The sequence below is a fragment of the Candidatus Thalassolituus haligoni genome (assembly GCF_041222825.1).
GTDB lineage: Bacteria > Pseudomonadota > Gammaproteobacteria > Pseudomonadales > Oceanobacteraceae > Oceanobacter > Oceanobacter antarcticus.
The window spans coordinates 3,362,218-3,378,770 of the sequence record NZ_CP139482.1; the positions used below are offsets into that span (position 1 = coordinate 3,362,218).

18 protein-coding genes and 1 pseudogene are annotated in these 16,553 nt (G+C 49.5%); 9 read left to right on the forward strand and 10 right to left on the reverse strand.

Annotated elements, in window-relative coordinates:
- Positions 1-18 precede the first annotated feature (18 nt).
- The gene (locus tag SOJ49_RS15020) at positions 19-1,140 is read right to left on the reverse strand and encodes an S-(hydroxymethyl)glutathione dehydrogenase/class III alcohol dehydrogenase (RefSeq protein WP_369855309.1); all 1,122 of its coding nucleotides are present in this window, start codon (positions 1,138-1,140) and stop codon (positions 19-21) included.
- A 103-nt stretch (positions 1,141-1,243) separates the two neighbouring features.
- On the opposite strand from SOJ49_RS15020, the gene SOJ49_RS15025 reads away from it, so the two are divergent.
- The 6 genes from SOJ49_RS15025 to SOJ49_RS15050 all read left to right on the forward strand — a co-directional run bounded on the left by SOJ49_RS15025 (position 1,244) and on the right by SOJ49_RS15050 (position 6,548).
- A complete protein-coding gene (locus tag SOJ49_RS15025; RefSeq protein WP_369855310.1) occupies positions 1,244-2,119 on the forward strand; it encodes a LysR family transcriptional regulator in 876 nt (291 codons plus the stop codon).
- A gap of 92 nt (positions 2,120-2,211) precedes the next feature.
- Entirely contained in the window at positions 2,212-3,330 is a 1,119-nt protein-coding gene (locus SOJ49_RS15030) for a DUF5610 domain-containing protein (protein WP_369855311.1), read from the forward strand.
- Positions 3,331-3,492: 162 nt separating this feature from the next.
- Positions 3,493-3,726 carry a DUF4266 domain-containing protein gene (locus SOJ49_RS15035; RefSeq protein ID WP_369855312.1) on the forward strand — a complete coding sequence of 78 codons (234 nt, stop codon included), beginning with the start codon at positions 3,493-3,495 and terminating at the stop codon, positions 3,724-3,726.
- Positions 3,717-4,829 (forward strand): DUF3570 domain-containing protein, encoded by a 1,113-nt coding sequence (locus SOJ49_RS15040; RefSeq protein ID WP_369855313.1) that lies wholly within the window; start codon positions 3,717-3,719, stop codon positions 4,827-4,829. The genes SOJ49_RS15035 and SOJ49_RS15040 overlap by 10 nt, the downstream gene beginning before the upstream one ends.
- A 46-nt stretch (positions 4,830-4,875) precedes the next feature.
- Positions 4,876-5,394 carry a TlpA family protein disulfide reductase gene (locus tag SOJ49_RS15045; RefSeq protein ID WP_369855314.1) on the forward strand — a complete coding sequence of 173 codons (519 nt, stop codon included), beginning with the start codon at positions 4,876-4,878 and terminating at the stop codon, positions 5,392-5,394.
- Between the two features lie 233 nt (positions 5,395-5,627).
- Positions 5,628-6,548: an FAD:protein FMN transferase gene (locus SOJ49_RS15050; RefSeq protein ID WP_369855315.1), complete on the forward strand. Its 921-nt coding sequence runs from the start codon at positions 5,628-5,630 to the stop codon at positions 6,546-6,548.
- 25 nt (positions 6,549-6,573) lie between these two features.
- Here the strand turns inward: SOJ49_RS15050 and SOJ49_RS15055 are convergent, their stop codons facing one another.
- The gene (locus tag SOJ49_RS15055) at positions 6,574-6,822 is read right to left on the reverse strand and encodes a DUF2061 domain-containing protein (protein ID WP_369855316.1); all 249 of its coding nucleotides are present in this window, start codon (positions 6,820-6,822) and stop codon (positions 6,574-6,576) included.
- A gap of 211 nt (positions 6,823-7,033) precedes the next feature.
- Between SOJ49_RS15055 and SOJ49_RS15060 the strand changes: the two genes are divergently transcribed.
- Positions 7,034-7,894, forward strand: coding sequence for a DUF6502 family protein (locus tag SOJ49_RS15060; protein WP_369855317.1), 861 nt, complete (start codon positions 7,034-7,036; stop codon positions 7,892-7,894).
- Complete coding sequence (locus tag SOJ49_RS15065; RefSeq protein ID WP_369855318.1) at positions 7,891-8,199, forward strand: hypothetical protein; 309 nt, start codon at positions 7,891-7,893, stop codon at positions 8,197-8,199. Before SOJ49_RS15060 ends, SOJ49_RS15065 begins: the two co-directional genes overlap by 4 nt.
- 150 nt (positions 8,200-8,349) lie before the next feature.
- On the opposite strand, the pseudogene SOJ49_RS15070 reads toward SOJ49_RS15065, so the two are convergent.
- The 7 genes and pseudogenes from SOJ49_RS15070 to SOJ49_RS15100 form a co-directional block, all read right to left on the reverse strand.
- Positions 8,350-9,268: pseudogene (locus SOJ49_RS15070) on the reverse strand (transposase).
- Between the two features lie 14 nt (positions 9,269-9,282).
- On the reverse strand, positions 9,283-9,780 hold the full coding sequence (locus SOJ49_RS15075) for a hypothetical protein (protein WP_369855319.1): 498 nt from the start codon (positions 9,778-9,780) through the stop codon (positions 9,283-9,285).
- Between the two features lie 164 nt (positions 9,781-9,944).
- On the reverse strand, positions 9,945-10,481 hold the full coding sequence (locus tag SOJ49_RS15080) for a DinB family protein (RefSeq protein WP_369855320.1): 537 nt from the start codon (positions 10,479-10,481) through the stop codon (positions 9,945-9,947).
- A 118-nt stretch (positions 10,482-10,599) separates the two neighbouring features.
- On the reverse strand, positions 10,600-10,905 hold the full coding sequence (locus SOJ49_RS15085) for a hypothetical protein (protein WP_369855321.1): 306 nt from the start codon (positions 10,903-10,905) through the stop codon (positions 10,600-10,602).
- Between the two features lie 258 nt (positions 10,906-11,163).
- Complete coding sequence (locus tag SOJ49_RS15090; RefSeq protein ID WP_369855322.1) at positions 11,164-12,948, reverse strand: hypothetical protein; 1,785 nt, start codon at positions 12,946-12,948, stop codon at positions 11,164-11,166.
- Complete coding sequence (locus SOJ49_RS15095) at positions 12,945-13,424, reverse strand: hypothetical protein (RefSeq protein WP_369855323.1); 480 nt, start codon at positions 13,422-13,424, stop codon at positions 12,945-12,947. Before SOJ49_RS15095 ends, SOJ49_RS15090 begins: the two co-directional genes overlap by 4 nt.
- Entirely contained in the window at positions 13,424-14,602 is a 1,179-nt protein-coding gene (locus SOJ49_RS15100) for a dsDNA nuclease domain-containing protein (RefSeq protein ID WP_369855324.1), read from the reverse strand. The genes SOJ49_RS15095 and SOJ49_RS15100 overlap by 1 nt, the downstream gene beginning before the upstream one ends.
- Before the next feature lie 531 nt (positions 14,603-15,133).
- On the opposite strand from SOJ49_RS15100, the gene SOJ49_RS15105 reads away from it, so the two are divergent.
- Positions 15,134-15,775: a tyrosine-type recombinase/integrase gene (locus SOJ49_RS15105; RefSeq protein WP_369855325.1), complete on the forward strand. Its 642-nt coding sequence runs from the start codon at positions 15,134-15,136 to the stop codon at positions 15,773-15,775.
- 72 nt (positions 15,776-15,847) lie between these two features.
- Here SOJ49_RS15105 and SOJ49_RS15110 read toward each other — a convergent pair whose 3' ends face one another.
- Positions 15,848-16,498, reverse strand: a complete 651-nt coding sequence (locus tag SOJ49_RS15110) for a transposase (RefSeq protein ID WP_369855326.1) — start codon at positions 16,496-16,498, stop codon at positions 15,848-15,850.
- Between the last annotated feature and the right edge of the window lie 55 nt (positions 16,499-16,553).

The following is a 16,553-nucleotide window of genomic DNA, read 5'->3' on the forward strand; positions in this document are numbered from 1 at the left end:
CCCAAATACCGAACTTGATCAATAATGAATAACAGAACGAATGGACTTGCCTTCGTGCATCAGGTCAAACGCTTCGTTGATCTGATCCAGTGGCATGGTATGGGTGATAAAGTCGTTCAGGGCAAATTTGCCGGCCAGGTAATCTTCAACGATACCTGGCAGTTCGGAACGGCCTTTGACGCCACCAAAGGCGGAACCACGCCAGACTCGACCAGTCACCAGCTGGAACGGACGGGTAGAGATTTCCTGACCGGCACCGGCAACACCGATAATCACCGATTCGCCCCAGCCCTTGTGGCAGCATTCCAGCGCCGAACGCATCACGTTCACATTACCAATACATTCAAACGAGTAATCCACACCGCCGTCGGTCAACTCAACAATCACGTCCTGAATCGGCTTGTCGTAGTCTTTCGGGTTGATACAGTCGGTCGCGCCCAGCTTCTTCGCCAGTTCAAACTTGCTCTCGTTGAGATCAATCGCAATGATGCGGCTGGCCTTCGCCATGGTGGCACCAATAATTGCCGACAAACCAATACCACCCAGACCGAAGATAGCAACGGTGGCACCTTCTTCCACCTTGGCGGTATTCATGACGGCGCCCATACCGGTGGTCACACCACAACCGAGCAGACACACTTCTTCCAATGGCGCTTCCGGATTGACCTTGGCCAGCGAAATTTCTGGCAGCACCGTGTATTCAGAGAAGGTAGAGCAACCCATGTAATGGAAAATCGGTTCACCGTTGCAGCTGAAACGGGTAGTGCCATCCGGCATCAGGCCCTTGCCCTGAGTGGCACGCACCGCCTGGCACAGGTTGGTCTTGCCGGATTTGCAGAACTTGCACTCGCCACATTCCGCGGTGTACAGCGGAATCACATGGTCGCCGACTTTCAAGCTGGTCACGCCCTCGCCAATCGACTCAACGATACCGCCGCCTTCATGGCCCAGAATCGCCGGGAAAATACCTTCAGGATCTTCACCAGACAGCGTAAAGGCATCGGTATGACACACGCCCGTGGCGACAATCTTGACCCGCACTTCACCGGCCTGCGGTGGTGCAACCTCAACCTCTTCAATCTTTAAAGGCTCTTTCGGCCCCCAGGCAATAGCGGCGCGGCACTTGATAGGTTCAGCCATGTTGTTCTCCTGCTGGTGATTTAGCGTAAAAACACCATTCTAGTTTTTCCTCACATGGATATAATCCCCCAGATTAACAATTTATCTTTACGGTGTAGAAATAATGGTGCAGTGGGAAGGAGTCAGAGAATTTGTTGCCGTGGCAGAGACCAACAGCTTTACCGCGGCCAGCCAACGGCTGAAACTATCGGTAGCTCAGGTCAGCCGCCAGGTTGCCGCACTGGAAGCCCGACTCAACAGCGAATTGCTCCACCGCACCACCCGCAAGGTGTCGGTGACGGAAGCCGGCCGACTGTATTATCAGCATTGTCGGCCTTTGCTCGATGGCCTGGAAGAAGCCGAGCAAGCGCTTAACTCCCTCAACCACAAAGCCACCGGACTGTTACGACTGACCGCACCGTTCACCTATGGTGAAAATCATATTTCCCTGTTACTCAACGACTTCCTGCTGCTGCATCCCCAGGTGCAGCTTGAATGCCAGATGACCAACCAGAAACTCGATCTGATTGACGGCGGTTACGACCTCGCCATTCGCCTGGGCAAGCTGGAAGACTCCTCCATGAAGGCTCGCCGCCTGACCACTCGCCAGCAATATCTGTGTGCTTCGCCAGAGTACTTGAGCAAACGGGGCGAGCCCCATTCGCTCTCGGAGTTACAACACCACAACTGTTTGCTGGGCACTCTCGATTACTGGCGTTTTCGAGAGTACAACCGGGAAAAAATCCTCCGCGTCAGCGGCAACCTGCGCACCAACAGCGGCCTGGCGCTGGTCGATGCAGCCCTCAAGGGCATAGGTCTGGTTCAGCTGCCGAATTATTACGTCAAGGAACATATCGACAGTGGCGCACTGGTTGAGCTCTTGCCGCAATTCCAGCCGGAAGCCGAAGGGATCTGGGCGCTGTATCCGCACAGCCGCCACCTGTCGACCAAGGTCAGGCTGTTGGTGGATTTTCTGGCAGAGCGGTTGGGCGGCGGATAAACATCTCAAGCAATGCCCAGCGCTGCCGATAGCCTCTGGATCATTGATCGGCCCTGAGCGGTTACTGCTCAAGCCATTGTCGGAGCTGCCGTATGGTTCAGTTTACGCCCACGCCGGGATCAACACCGGGATCCATCCAGCCGCATGCCAACACTCGCCCGGCGACCAACAGCGCGGCTTCGCCTGATCATTCAGTCGCCGCCGCAAAAACGTCCAACCCGATTACAAAGACGGTCTCTGTTAATAACGTCTCGTTGCAGAATACCGAGCGGCAAGATCCACTCACCACGGCCAACAAAATTCTCGATTTTGTCAACACTGGTATCGAACAGCTGCGCTCATCCGGCGCGTCGGATGAGCGCATGGAGGCTCGTCTGGAAGCCGCACGCCAAGGCATCGAGAAAGGCTATCAGCAGGCAACCGGTATGCTGTCGTCGATGGGCTTGCTGGACGATCAACTGAAAGGCGATATTGCCGCTTCACGATCATTGGTGGATGGGCGTTTGTCGAGCCTCGATCATCTGGCCGACACTTTTATCCACCCGTCCACCAGCCCATCCACCAGCACGCCCAAAAACCAGCAGCGGTCTTCTTTCAGCCAAAGCAATCGCCTGGCGCTGGAAGTACAAACCCGCGACGGCGACAAGGTAACGGTATTTTTGGCACAGCACACCGCGATCAATGAATCGTCATCAGCCGGTCGCTATGGGGTTTCCGCATCTCAGGATCAGCAGTTCAATTTCAGCGTTGATGGTCAGTTGGACGATGGCGAGATGGCCGCATTAAGCGGCTTGCTCGAACAGGTCGGCAGCCTGAGTCAGCAGTTTTTTGCCGGTGATCTGGGTACAGCATTGAAAGAAGCAATGGCGCTGGGCTACAACCAGCAGGAGCTGGCATCGTTTAGCCTCGACCTGAGGCAAGGTTTCACGCTGCAAACGACATTGACCCAACGCACCCAGCAGTACCAGCCAGCCGCTGCCGAAGCCCCTACCACCGCCATAGAGCAGCTGAAAGCCCCGCTGGCCAACTATGTTGACCACTATTTGGCCACACTCGACGCCGCCAACCCCATAGCCTCTGCCGCGCAGTTGCTCGATACCCTGGTAGCAAACCTGGTCGCAAATCGGCTCGCTGCAGACGATAGCCGCATCACGGCCTTCAGGGATTTTAACCAGGGCATTCGCGATGTGTTAGCCGCCAGAATGACGTGATCAGCCTTATTATCAGCCAACCTGTGGCCTGCGGCGGGAGTACCGCTGATAGTACACACCATTCCAGTCACCGTTGCGGTTCGTGACGGGATCTTCACAAAATCCCCATATAACTGTGGTTAACTCAATCCTAGTTTCAGCGACATAGACTGATCAACCACGATGACACCCAATTTCTCCCGACCACGGCACTGGCTGACGCTGGCCACCGTGGTGCTGGTTTGCAGTGGCTGCACCAGCGTGCGTTTTAACGAACGCGAAACCCTGGCCCGGCCGGATATGCAGTTTGATGGCACGCCACTGCAGGCCGAACTGGAAAACCATATCTATTCATCCCGCGAAGGCGCTTCGGGCACTTTTTCGACCGGTGGCGGAGGTGGCTGCGGGTGTTACTGATAAAAACAGTCATCAGCTGGTTGCTGGTTTTACCCTGTTTTGCGGCTGCTCCATCCAGTGGTGAACTGGATGATCTGTTTGCCTTTCGTGGCATTGTGTTGCAGCAAGACGATAACAACGGTGGTAATCCCTACGTCAGCGAAGATGCCTCTATTTACGAGGGACTCTTTCTCTACCGCAGCAGCCTCGGCGCTGAGGATGCATTACAAGGCAAGTTCACCGGCGACGTAGTGTCTGCTGCCTCCTATGACGATGCGCGGGAAAAAGCCGAAACCGTCTCCGGTGCTACTGGCTACAATCCGGGTCGGTTCAATATTGATATTGCCTGGCTGCACCAAAGTCTGGACTGGGGCTTCTCCATCGGCACCAGTTATGGCCAGGAATACGCCTACCGTTCACAAGGTTACAACCTGTCGGGCAATCTTGATCTGGCGGAAGGAGCCACGCAACTGAGTGCCAGCTTGCAGGTGTTTAACGATCAGGTACGGGTGATTCGCTTCGATGGCAGCAAGGAGCACGATCAGGTGCGTAATACCGACACCCTGAATCTGGGTTGGACGCAAAGCCTGACGCCAACCCGCGTGCTGAATCTGGGCTGGTCGAACAGCCAGCAACGCGGAATGCTCGCCACATCCTTTAATGCCGTCAAGGTAGACGACCACTTTGAGTTTGAACAACTCCCCGAACACCGTATTCGCAACGCCGGTTCCATCCGTTACAAACAGGCAAACGGAGAAGACTCCTGGCAGCTCGGTTTCAGCCGCTATCAGGACAACTGGGATGTCAAAGGCAATACCCTGGAGCTGCGATATTATGCCCATTTCAATCGTGGCCAACTGGTGCTGGAGCCGGTCTACCGCTATTACCAGCAACAACAGTCCCGTTATTTTGCCTGGCAGTTTGATGGCTTGCCGCCCTTTCGCAGCTCGGATTCTGACCTCGGCGATTTCGACGGCCATACCCTGGGGCTGAATGTTTCCTGGCTCGGTTCTGCCCCCTGGCTGCAGCGACAGGCCTGGTATGATATGGGTTTTCAGGTCTACGATCGCAGCGACAACATCCGCTTTTACTGGCTGACCGTCGGCTGGCGCTATCCCCAATAACGTCTGCGTCTGGCGCTATTTATAACCCTTCAAGACTGGAGCCACCATGCTAAAACTTTTACTGATGTTGATGTTAACGCTGGCCTCAGCAACACACGCCCTGCAATCACCTGCCCATGCCCCCGAATTCAGTGGCACCAGTTTGGTTGGCACAGCGATCCGTTATCAGCCAGGCGCACCGACCCTGCTGGTATTCTGGGCTTCCTGGTGCCCGACCTGTATGAAAGAACTGCCAGATATGATCACCCTCACCAATAGCAATCCCTGGCTAACGGTCGTCGGTGTCAACCTCGACCGCACTGCCGCCAATGGTCTGGCGGTGGTCGAACAACGCGGTATTCCCTACGCCTCGGTCAAGGATGGCGAGTTGACCATCGCCGACCAGTATCAGGTTCGGGGCACCCCCACGCTGGTGGTGATTAACGCCAGTGGCAACATTATCCAGATTACCCATCATTTGAATGATGAGTTGCGTGCTGCCCTGGCGGCTATTCAGCCAGCCGCGCAGCCAGCTATTCCAACACCAGCAAACGCCCAGCAAACCGTGCAACCAACCTCAAAATGATACCGATAGCGCCACAACACCCGCACCGGCGTATCTGCCGACGGTTAGCCATATTACTGACCGCATCGCTAGCAATAACACAACTAGCAATAACACAGATAGCGGCCGCACAGACCCCGGCAACCGTCGGCAACAACACATCACAACGCTGGCCAACCCAGCATCTTCTGCCGGATCAACCCACCGCTGCGGAGTCACGCCAGAGCAGCAGAGTCAGCCGCACCGTCACACTGATGACCACGCCGGTGGAATTTGTGATTCAGTTAGCGCTTGAATCCGCGCCTGAATTAATCGAGCAGACCGCCACTGCCAATCAGGCAATTGACGAGTCCATCGGAGAAATCCAGCGCATTGAACAGGTGATGTCGGAATGGCAACCACACAGTGAGGTGTCTCAGATTAACAGCGCGGCGGGCACAGGGCCGGTGGCGATCAGCGAGGAACTGTATCGGCTGTTGCAAATGGCATTACAGGTGTCTGAACTCAGTGGTGGACGGTTCGATATCACCTTCCGCAGTGCGGGCAAGTTATGGGATTTTCGTCACCAGATCATCCCCACCCAGGCGCAAATAGAGGCCGCCATAACTGCGATTGATTACCACAAAGTGCGGCTGCAACAATCCACCACCAGCCCTACCGGTTATCTGGCAGAAATTACCTCAGCCAACACCAGCATGGGATTGGGTGCCATTGCCAAGGGTTATGCCATCGACCGCGCCGTACAAGTCATTCGACGCGCCGGATTCCAGCAATTTGTTGTCAATGCCGGAGGTGATCTGTACGCCAGCAGTGTGCCAGGACAACCGCTGTGGCAAGTCGGCATTCAGCACCCTCGACAGCGTGAGCAACTGATTGCGCGCCTGCCTGTCGCCAATATGGCGGTGGCTACCTCAGGCGACTACGAACGCTATTTCATTCACAACGGCCAGCGCTATAGTCACCTGATCAACCCGGCAACAGGCTACCCCGCGAATGGCTGCCAGAGTGTCACCATCATGGCCAGCCGTGGCTTCTGGGCCGATGCCCTGGCCACCGCAGTGTTTGTTATGGGGCCGCAAGAAGGTATGGCACTGGTTGAACAGCTGGACGATGTTGAAGCCATGGTGATCGATGCCGCTGGCATCGAACACCTGTCCAGTGGGTTTACCCTGTAACACTCTCCATGGCTGTCCACCGGCGCTACCGACCCGCCCCTTCCGATTGCACTGCTACCCAGCCATTGACGCTGGCAGCGCCAACGGCGCGGATTTGGTCTTTCATTTTTTCCTTCATGTTCCAGGCCATTTCGTGGAAGTAAAAGGCCACGGTATTAATGGCAGGTTCAACAATGGCCACCAGACCTCCGACCAACAAATCCCCCGTCAGAGTGTAGGCAACGGTAAACGCCACACAAAAGTGCATCACAGCAAAGGTCAGTGTCTTGATCATTTTAAGCTCCTCGCCAGCTGCCTTGCTGGCGCTGTCTGGCATTGATTGGAATACACCAACAGAGTAACGCCACCCTTTAAATAGTTTAAATAAAATAAAACTAGAATTCTGATAGCTTTTTAAATTATAACAAATGGAAATTATCCCCATTTTTAGACAGTCAGACAGAAGTTCGCTACAGTTCTGCTCTTCGTTTTCACCGCAGATCACCATGAGCCAGATCGAACGTCCCTCCCGCCTGCTCACTGCCTGTGCCGCTGTACTGCGCCCACTGGTACGTCTGCTACTGAGAAATCAGGTGACCTACACCGCCTTGCTACCCTTGTTGAAACAACTTTATGTTGAAGTGGCTGATCAGGAACTGACGCTGGATGGCAAACGCCAGACCGAGAGCCGCCTCAGCCTGCTGACCGGCATTCACCGCAAGGAGGTCAAACGCCTGCGAGAAGACGTGATTCCGACGCAGCAGGTGCCGGTAAACCTGTCATTGGGAGGGCAACTGGTTGCCAGCTGGCTGGCGACCGCAGGTTATCACCAGGATGGCCAGCCACAACCGATTCCACGCCAGAGCCGCCAGCCCGGAGATGTCAGTTTTGAAACCCTGGTCGAAACCGTCGGCCATCAGGATATTCGCCCACGGGCCGTATTAGACGAATGGCAGCGGCTGGGCATTGCCAGTGTTAATGGTAAAGACGAAGTGGTATTGCAAACCGACGCTTACGTGCCACGCGGCAACGAAGAAGAAAAACTCTACTACTGGCAGCGTAATCTGGCCGACCATATCCAGACAGCATCGCAAAACCTTGATGACACCAACCCGCCACGGCTGGAGCGCAGTGTGTATTATGGCCAGTTGTCACCCGCCGCTGTCGACGAATTACACCACCTGTATCGGGAAAGGAGCATGGCGTTGCTGAAGCAGATAAACGCACGGGCACGCCAGCTGAAAACCCGCTCACCCGGGAATTTACGCATGAATGCCGGGGTGTACTTCGCCTGCGGTGAACAACCAGCGTCGTCCACCAACCCGAATCCAGCCCCCGCCACGCACCCGCAGGAAACCGATGTATGAACGGACTCACACCCCGGCTGCTCATTCTGCTACTGATGGCCAGCAGCCTGCCCGCCAAGAGCGGCATTGAGAACGACGGCATTGGCGGCACCGGCCAGCAACCGCAACTCCCCGGTGACGAGGAAGGTATTGGCGGCACCGGTCGCAGTATCAATACGCCAGAGCGGCCGGAAGTATTTGAGCGACCAGATATTTTTGAACGCCCGGATGTTGATCTCTATGGCGCAGATAACAGCAGTGACAGTGTTGATCTGGATACCGGCACAGAAGATACCGGCACAGAAGATACCGCAACCCCGCCATAAAACGCGGCTCCTGAAGATCACTAACAGGCTGTTGAAATTCTTATTCGCTTCGCAGACAGAAGCTTTTCAACCCGATAATTCACGCTTATCTGGTTGTTTTCTGAGTGATTTTTCCGCTGGAAGCAGGATTATCCACCCTGTTTCCGGTCTTCAGACGGATTGACCCTGTAACTTTGCCATTCGCACCAGGTTGTAGGCCATCATGGTCATCTCAAGAACGCTGTTGACCTTCGCCAGTCCTTTCACTTTTAACTGCCGTCTTGCCCCAGCCGAAGGGTTCTTCGACCCGTTTACGCACAATCTGACTGGCGACATAACCCGCTTTATGACTGGTTCGACCATCGATAGCTGAGCCGCCGGGCCGTTTGTCATTGCGGGCGGAACGTGTCAACGTCATTTGAGCCAGTTTTTTAAACATTACATTGCTTTTGTAATCGCCCCCGGCAGTGCTTTTAAAAGCGTCAGGGCAACTTCTCTTTCCGCTGTTCCGGTCGCCAGACTGGCTTGGGTCGCCACGATCAAACCATGCCGGTTTTCCATGACAGTGTGGCCCATGAAAGATAATCGGGCCTCTTGCCCTTTGGATTTTTTGAACAGCCTCGCATCTGGGTCAGTGGTCGATTCATGCGTGTCATTGCTGCGTTTGGTGCCACGAAAATTCTCTCCCCGATTGCGTCCGGAAGGCCCTTCGCCCTGATCACGGTCGTCATCAGATTGCTTTGGCCGAAAACTCTTTTGGGAAGCCCAGGCCTGCATCAAAGTACCATCGACACTGAAATGATCGTTCGACAAACCAGCGATAGAGCATGTTGTACTGAATCTGCTCGACCAGTTGCCGTTCGCTGCGAATACTGAAGAGGATTTGCAGCAGCAAGGCTCTCAATAAACGCTCCGGAGGAATGGATTCCCGCCCACGCTCGGAATAGATCAGGCTGAGCTTCCAATCGATGTGGGTGAGCGCCTGATCGAACAGGATTTTGATGGATCTCAAAGGGTGATCCTGTGGAACCCGTTTATCAGCGTAGCGTAGGCAGTCCAGTGGAAGCGTGGCTTTTTGCGCTGGAACGATGTTTGAACTTCTTGTTATGTTTTTGATTCAACGGTAAAGCCTGCATATACATTATCCATTCTTTTGGCAAGATTTGAGCAGAACCCAAAATATTTTATTACTTCCGGCTTGCTCATATTCGCCGTTCCTGGGTAACACAGAGATATATAGTACACCTTAGTTTCAGGGAGAATTGCCACACGAGAAACGAATTTTTTTGCGACTTGATCTGCCCGATGCTTATCAAGTTCAATGGCTATCACCGAATATTCATCACTTCCAAATATATCGACAGAATCTCTGCTTGATTTACTTGGGCGATATTCCAATTCCCATTTTGTAGATGGAATATTAGCGGCTAACGCATCACATATAGCGCTCTGAAATCCCGCAACAATGACCTTTTGATCAGATTGACTTTTACCAAGGTGATTTGAAAAGTATTCTTTACAATCCACACTTTCAATTACACTAATGATACTTTCAAGAAAGGCATCATTATTTGTAGATTTAACCTGTAAATGTGGATGCATACTTCTCACTTAGAAAACATAACGCCTTGCTAAGCGGCAGACAAATTGTTGGGTTTTTTGTGCGATAATTTGCGAAGCAAATGCACAAAAAGACCAGCAGTTTGACTGTCCAGTGGAGGCGCGTGTTTTTGCGCCGGAACGATGCTTGAGCAACTTGTTATACCTTACTCCACACTTGGTATGTTAACCAATAAATCAGTGACCCCAATATCTATGCCATGTTGATACAATAAGGTTGATACCTGACCACGATGATGTGTTTGATGATTGAAAAAATGTTGTAATACGTGACCAAAGTTTTTAATGAACGCTTGGCCTTTTGTATTTTTATACGAAAACGGTTCAGAAATAACATTATCAGTAAGTTCTTTAGTAAAAAACTTAATTATTTCATCCATTTCACCCCGCTTTTCTTTTAACTCACTAAAGTCTGAATACAAAACAGTATCAAGTGATTTTGGTGTTTCTAGTACTCGAACATAATCAAGTGCTGGAAAATTTTCTAGATGATTGGCAAAGCGCTGAAGCCAAATAGTATCACCAACAAGAATATGATTTAGAGTATTAATAATTGAACCAAAAAATGCACCTTTGTCTTCAGCCAAATCAGTTTCACTTAACTTAGAAGCAGCTTGATAAATACTTTCATTCATCCCTTGATTATACTCTGCCATCAACTCGAAATAAGATTTAAGTGACATAACTCTCCTTGGGTATAACGCCTTACTAATGGGCGCATAAACGCTTGGCTAAAATTGGCGACGAAGGAGCACAAGCCAAGCGTTTTGCGTCCTTTTGAGTAACTTGTTAGTTGCCGACTTAGATTATCGCCCAAGGATTAAACCCCATTGATTCAATGGCTGGGGCGATTACATCAGCTAAAAACTCTTTTTCCTCGGTGTCAAAATCATCCCAAGGCAATTGGTCAACAAGCTTTTGAACACTCTTCAATTTTGACGGCTTATCCAATCCCGAGTTTTCGTTAATTGCTTTTAGACTCTTAAGAAAATTAACAGTAACGTTCTCAAGTTGTTTGATTACTGGTGCTGGTGATGGCATTAACCCGCGTTTTTCCCAAAGTGGCAAAGCATAGTTATCGTTTACGATTAATTCTTCAATTTTCACGCTACTTCCTTGAGCAAAGCAATTAATGGTTAACATTGATATAAATACGAAACTTAAAAATTTCTTCATAGGCCACTAACGCTCGCAACACCGGACAATTTGAAGCGAAGCGTAAAATTGTTCCGTGTACTTGCGTTTGTTATACGCAATCTGCGCCATCAACACTATTCCTACATTTTGTAAAAAGCGGGCATACAATTCATTCGACTTTTTATGATATTCCCACTTTTAAAATTTCATATTTTACCTTCACAGGGTCTAGCTAGGTGCTTGATTACTATCAATTACACCTAAGTACATTGGCTGTTCAAAGCCAGAAAATTCCGGTTTCCACTCTATGTCTCCTTCCGCTGCGTTGTAGTGGTACTCTGTAGTAGAGAAGACAATCTGAGCTCGATTACCTTTGCAGATGCTTTTTAACCTGGTGATAAATGCTGCAAAATCTTTAGTTTCAATATCATGCTGCCGTGGCGTATCAAATATCAGAAACTCTATGGAAGTGCATCCCGTGGAAATGAACAGTTCAAAGAAGGCAGCTCTGAGAGCAAGGACTGCTCGCAAAAGTGTACTACCACTGAATTGGGATAATTTTTCCGCCCCAAACAAAACATTAAAATCAGAATCGACAGCAATGTCCCTCGATACGTTCTTAGTACTGAGAACATCAAGCCATTCGACAATCTTCTTACGATAAGAATTTCTGAATTCGAGAATTCTGATATCACCCGAACCCGATCCGCCTTCAAAAGAAGATATATCGCCCTGAAGACCCTTACGCTTATTCAATAGCTGAACATAATCATGTTTCTCGGATTCGATCCTTTCCAATACGTCCTTTTTGCCTTGGCGATCAATAATTGATCGCGTTAATGCACTTATTGCAGCAATCAAAGACGTTGTTTGGGAATTCTCCTCTTCCTTCGTCAAATTGGATTCAAGGGAGGAAATTTCCTCATCGAGCTTTCTTAATCTCGATATATATTTATCCAACCTTATTTCTTGAAATTTTGTGTTTCTGCCTAAGTCTTTGATTTGATCACGAAGATAAAGCAAATTTTTTCCGTACGAATCCGAACTTGAGGTAAAAAGACCACAACCTGGTGCTGCACAAATTTCTTTAAAAGAACTGAACAGCCGTCTAGACTCTTCGTTAAGAGACAAGGTACTAATTTCGATCTCTATTTCATTCTTTATCTTATTGAACCCTGATATCCGGCTTTCTAGGTTCTTGATCGAAGCCGCAAGATTAAGCCGTTCATTCTGCTTCTCGCGAATCAGTCTTTGTAGCACATAATCGGCATCGTTCGTCGCATCAAAACTATTACGGAGCTCTTCCAGCTCGCCTCTAAATTGCTCCAACTCTCCCTCAATCTCCGAAACGGAAATATTACCAATATCGGACTGCTCTTCGAGTTTGCGTATGAATTCCTCAGTATTGACGATCTGAATATTTACTAAATCAAGCTCCCTTTTCTTTTCTATGAGAAAACGCTTAGCCTCGAACGAATGCTTTGGAGCAATTCCAAGCCCCAACCTGACCATCTCCGCGTATTGATCTTTTATGAAACTACCTGGAGGCCTGTAAGCACTCGTGTAACCGGCATCTTGGTCAATATAAAAGAGCGGCAGGAATGTTGAGATATACGGATAAGTAGGCTCATTATTATTGGTCGTCAACGCGAGTGATGATAGCCCTAGCCTCGAGAATAGGTACTCAGAAATCTCTTGTTCGTTGTAGAAGATACGTGCTTCCTTGGAGCCTTTTTCCGAAACTTCTATGTGAAACTTATCAGAAAATGACCTCGCGAAAGTGAAGAATTCCTCTTCATGCTCCACAGTCAGGCTGACTGAAGAACATTTCGCCATAATATCGTCCCTGTATCTAACAGGGTAACCAAGCGCGAAGGCAATAGAATGAATAACAGGCGTTTTCCCTGCTCCGTTCGGCCCATATAGTTGGGTGATATCGCTAGCAAACACAAGATCCTTCGAACCCCAACCGGTCTTCCCTGAAGGATGAATTTTTAATTTAACAAGTTTCATTCCAAATCCATTGCAATTTGCTTTTCTATTTGTATATCAAAATAATTTCGTTCAATTAGCTGGAGCGTGTAACCGAGGTCTGACTGTACATCTATTGCTTTTGATACGATCTTTTTCCCAAACTCGGTGGCTTTAATGCGAGAATCATGGCGGTCGACCTCAACAAGGCTTACTGTTTCAAGAAAGGTTAGCGCCTTAACTGTCCGCATTCTAAGGTTTGCCGACCATCCCAAGTGTTGGGATGAACCTTTAAAGCCTGAAAATGTTCTCTCAAAACACTCGCCAATCAACTGACCTAGTTCGTCTGACTTAGGCTTACGGCGTGTTTTAGACAACAAGAGAATAGTCATCGCAAGCAAGGGAAGATGAAAAAGCGCTTCATTGCTAAGCCGATGAGGTGCCGAACCACTGAAATGATCTAGAGGCAATACAATTTCTCTTTCAGACGCTTCTTGAAAGAATTCTTCGTAATCCATCACGCATTTCCTCTAACTAAAAATGAAAAAACAGCGCCTAGAAGGAGTTCACGATTAAGAGTGGCAGACAAATCTTCAGTATCCAAGGCAGACAGTACTATATTGATTCGACTTTGAAGCAATGGAAGACTTTCTCCCAATTTCACCCACTCAGCAGCATTTCTCTCTATTTCTTCTAACATGAAATTCAGATCAAACTCTGGAATAGTATGACGTTTGTCCCTAAACCATATATCCCATCGAACCTTACAGTCAGACACGAACTCTATCATTCGCTCTGACGCCCCAGCCTTACTCATCAATCTGTGAATAATAGAAACATTCTTGATGGCTTGTGAGTCGCCACTATCTTTTAAGCTCTGATATGCCACTTTGGAGATACTCAGAATATCGAGCATTTCTGAAAGACTAACACCTGCTATATCATCGAGGTCGCTTTCTCCTATTTCCTCTAAAAGTTTGCCAAACGACTTCCGTTCGACAAGAGATATAAGACTGTTAAGGATTTCCTCACACTCTGAACGATGCAGATCTATTTCACTGTATTGATAAATGGTCTCTCTTGCCTCAGAGAAAAATTTATCATCGTGTGGATTTAAATAGGAAATATTCGACTTAAGCTGAAGCTTTTTTATGCGCTCTATAATACCCTGATCTTCTATGGGCGCTTCTGGGCACAAAGCTTCATTAAAATTCCCAAGCAATAATTTGTAATAGTTGTTATCACTATCGTCATGTATGGCATCACGTAATCCCTCCAAATCATCATTTAGATGCACGTTGGTGAGAAAAACGACGTTACCACAGGAGTTATTGAACCTGATAGTATGGATAAGGAGTTTTCCAACGTAGCTATCAGTAATCTTGGCTGGCTCGCATGTTTTGGCGCTTTTCCTTATTCCCAAGACATCGTTCACAGACCATTGGTAATTCAATTTTCCCTTGGTTTTGACCTGAAAAAAATTATAGACATAATTCCCCTCGACATTGAGGCGAGTCACGAAATCGTCTTGGTAATCACAATAGACACGGTCTAGCGTCTCATCCTCCAATAGTGCCAAACACTCGAAAGCCGCTCCGCGAAACTGGGCTTGATAGCGGGCAATGGTTTCCCTTCCAACATTCTCCCGTGGCTCGACTTCATGAAGCTTTGGACTGCCGATATTTGTATCTGCCACGGTTATCTTCCTTCAGGAAATATTCTTCGATTTATGATGCGCACTTCCTGATCCTATTATTGATTCTTGAGAGTAACTCAGTGTCACCCACCGTATAACAGTTTATTAGTGCGCATGCGCGGTTTCTGGGAAATCACCGTAACTACTTGAATAATAGGAAGTAAAATCCATTTCCAGATCAGTCCATTCTGTGAAAGCGAGCATGCGCATTAACTCCTTTGTGCCTTGCGCATTAATCTGTAAACCTGCGCAACAAATTTCCGTGTATCAATGCAACGATAACAACGTCCGGGAAAGCGCGCAAGGCTTCTGAAAAAGCGCGCATTGATTTGGGCAAACTTTCAATCATACTGGATATGCATACACATCAGATCAAGGAATGATCAATGACTTCCAGCCCCTTTCTCAATAACATTCCAATGACATTCGCCGCTTTATGCGCACCCGCGGCTACAGCCTGCGAACCGAGAAAACCTATGTTTACTGGATTCGGTTCTTTATCGTTACCAAAAGCGGAGACATCCCAAAGAGATGGGGGCTGCTGAGGTGGTGCAGTTTCTGGGGTTTCTGGCGAATGATCGTCATGTCTCGGTCAATACTCAGAAGCTGGCCTTGAATGCGTTGGCGTTTCTCTATAACACGTATCTGGAATTGCCTCTGGGCGACCTGGGCTTTCAACATGCCAACAAACCTGCCAAATTGCCTGTGGTGATCTCATCGCAGGAGGTCGGACGAATTCTTGCCGTGATGAACAATCGGGATCGGCTGATATTTTCGCTGCTATTTGGCTCCGGTTTGCGCCTTTCTGAATATTTACGGCTGAGAATCAAGGATTTCGATTTTTCTCGGCGAGCACTGACCGTACACAGCGGCAAAGGAAACAAGGACCGGGTGACAATTCTCTTCTTATCGCTTCAGACTGAAATTGAAGCAGCGATGGCCAGTGCCATAGAAATTCAGAAAATTGATAATACTCAGGGTGTTGGCCCCTCGTTGCCAGATGCCCTGGGGAGAAAGTATCCGAATGCCTTCCGTCAACCGGCCTGGATGTTCTTGTTTCCTTCCAGCGGTTTGTGTTTGCACCCGGATACCGGAGTGATCTGTCGGCATCATCTGCATCAGGCTGTTGAAATTCTTATTCACTTCGCAGACAGAAGCTTTTCAACCCGATAATTCACGCTTATCTGGTTGTTTTCTGAGTGATTTTTCCGCTGGAAGCAGGATTCTCCACCCTGTTTCCGGTCTTCAAACGGATTGACCCTGTAACTTTGCCATTCGCACCAGGTTGTAGGCCATCATGGTCATCTCAAGAGCGCTGTTGACCTTCGCCAGCCCCTTCACTTTTAACTGCCGTAAGTGGCCAACGGTCTTGCCCCAGCCGAAGGGTTCTTCGACCCGTTTACGCACAATCTGACTGGCAGCATAACCCGCTTTATGACTGGTTCGACCATCGATCGCTGAGCCGCCGGGCCGTTTGTTATTTCGGGCAACATGGGGCGTGATACGGTGCTTCCTGCATTCCTTCACAAACCCCTTGGTATCGTAGTTTTTATCCGCGCCCACGGTTTTATGATGAGCCCCCGGCAGTGCTTTTAAAACCCGGACCGGATCATCAATGCTCAGGCCGATAACCAGCGTGTACTGAATCTGCTCGACCAGTTGCCGTTCGCTGCGAATACTGAAGAGGATTTGCAGCAGCAAGGCTCTCAATAAACGCTCCGGAGGAATGGATTCCCGCCCACGCTCGGAATAGATCAGGCTGAGTTTCCAATCGATGTGGATGAGCGCCTGATCGAACAGGGTTTTGATGGATCGTAAAGGGTGATCGTGTGGAACCCGTTCATCCAGTTTGATGGTGGTGAACAGAGGCTCTTGAGTAATGTCAGCGCCACGCATGGGAGTCCGGGAATCCATTGAAAAAGAGCATTTTACCGAAGCCAGTAGACATCAG